We start from the raw sequence: 1,769 nt of genomic DNA, 5'->3' as shown, positions 1-1,769 counted from the left end.
GCCTCGAGCCGTGCGGCGCGCGTCGCGTCGCGCACGACGGTCCGCTCGGCCGCGGGCAGCTCCGGGTCCGCGGCGCCGAGCGTCGCGTCGCCGGCGTCGACGACGGTCACCGGGCACGCGTACGCGTCGCTGCCCGGTGTCGTCGCGGACGACAGGTCGCGGTAGCGGGCGACGTCCCCGTCGGGGTCGGCGAGCGCGATGGCAGCGCCCGGGCCGACGGCCGTCGCGCACACGGGGGTGTCCCCGGCGGCGCGCCCGTCGAGCGCGTCGCCGAGCACGCCGAGACTCGCCTGGTAGCCCGAGCCGCTCTGCAGCGCCACGAGGTCGTCCCAGCCCTCGACCTCGGCTCCGTCGCCGTCCGGGACCGGCTGCGGCGTCGGGCAGGCCCACGACCCGTCCGGGGCGCGCTCGGTCGCGACCTCCGCGAGCTGGCCCGCGGACAGGGCGACCCACCCGCCGACGGCGCAGCGGCTCGCCGCGCCCGTCGGCTGCGCGACGCCCGCGGCGCCCGCGCCGTCGGTGAGGAGTGCGTGCAGCGTGGGGGCGCGGACGTCCGCGACGTCCTCCCACGTGACGCCGGTGGTCCCGACGACGACGAGCGGCCGGTCCGTGGCGATGGCGTCGTCGCGGGACGTGGCGACGTCGGAGCCCGCGCGCGCGGCGGCGGAGGCCGTGCCCGGGCCGCTCGTGCCGAGCACCGTGGAGGCGAGGAGCACGACGAGCAGCAGCCCGCCGCCGACGGTGAGCAGCATCGACGGGACGCGGCGGACTCCGGGCTCCGGCCCCGGCCCTGCCGCCGGGACCGGGCGGGCGTCGTCGGCGGTCGTGAGGAAGCCGGGGACGATCATGGCGGCGCCCACCACGAGCACCATGACGCCGATGATCACGCCCGAGTCGTTGAGGAACGAGCCCACGCCGGTGACGACGACGAGCGCCACGACGAGCGGGCGCAGCACGGGCCACGTCGCGTACGCCCGCGCGACCTCGGGCAGCCGCGCGCGCTCGGGGCGCAGCAGCGCGACGGCGACGAGCACGAGGAGCACGGCGGCGAGCGCGCCGAACGGGTTGGCGACGGTCGCCCACGCGCCGAGCGCCTTGCGCCCCACGACCTCGAGCGCGGCGCCGTCGACGACAGACTGCACGAAGCCGCCCAGGTGCGAGCTCCCGCCGGGCAGGAGCCAGTCGACCACGGCGACGAGCGCGACGACGCCCACGGTGAGCGCCGCGACGACGAGCGCGCGCAGCCAGGTGATGCGCACCCGGCCCACCTGCAGCGCCAGCACCGCGAACGCGGGCACGAGCGCGAGGATGCCGCCGAAGTCCGCGCCGAAGGCGGGCCACCCGTCGATCACGACGGTGACGGCGCCCACGGCGACGACGGCCCACGCGGCGGCGCGGCGTCCGGCGCGCGCCAGCAGCGCCGACGCGATCCCGCCGGCGAGCACGAGGCCCGCCACGGCGTACACGGCGAACGTCACGTTGTTGAACCCGTAGAACCGCGTGAAGCCGACGACCGCGGACGTGCCGAGCAGCGACGCCTGCTGGAGCGTCGTGCCGGTCGCGCCGTCGACGGTGAGCACGAGCCACGTGACGCCGGCGAGCGCCGTCGGCAGGGCCCACGGGCGGCGCGGCAGGAGCCGTGAGAGGCCCCACGCGGCGAGCGCGACGACGACCGAGCTCAGCGCGAGCGCGAGGGCGAGCGCGGGCGCGGGCGCGCTCCAGACCCACCAGCGGGACAGGCTGGCGAGCGACGCGGCGCCCGGCGCGGC

1 pseudogene is annotated in these 1,769 nt (G+C 78.6%); it reads right to left on the bottom strand.

The window, feature by feature from the left end:
• Positions 1–1,769, bottom strand: a pseudogene (locus JZ5iCDA_RS19250) (hypothetical protein); the annotation flags it as partial.

Origin of the sequence: Cellulosimicrobium cellulans (genome assembly GCF_001722485.1) — a bacterium.
GTDB classification, from domain to species: Bacteria; Actinomycetota; Actinomycetes; order Actinomycetales; family Cellulomonadaceae; genus Cellulosimicrobium; species Cellulosimicrobium cellulans_A.
Note: the sequence above shows the minus strand (reverse complement) of the source record. Positions and strands in the feature narration are given on the sequence as shown.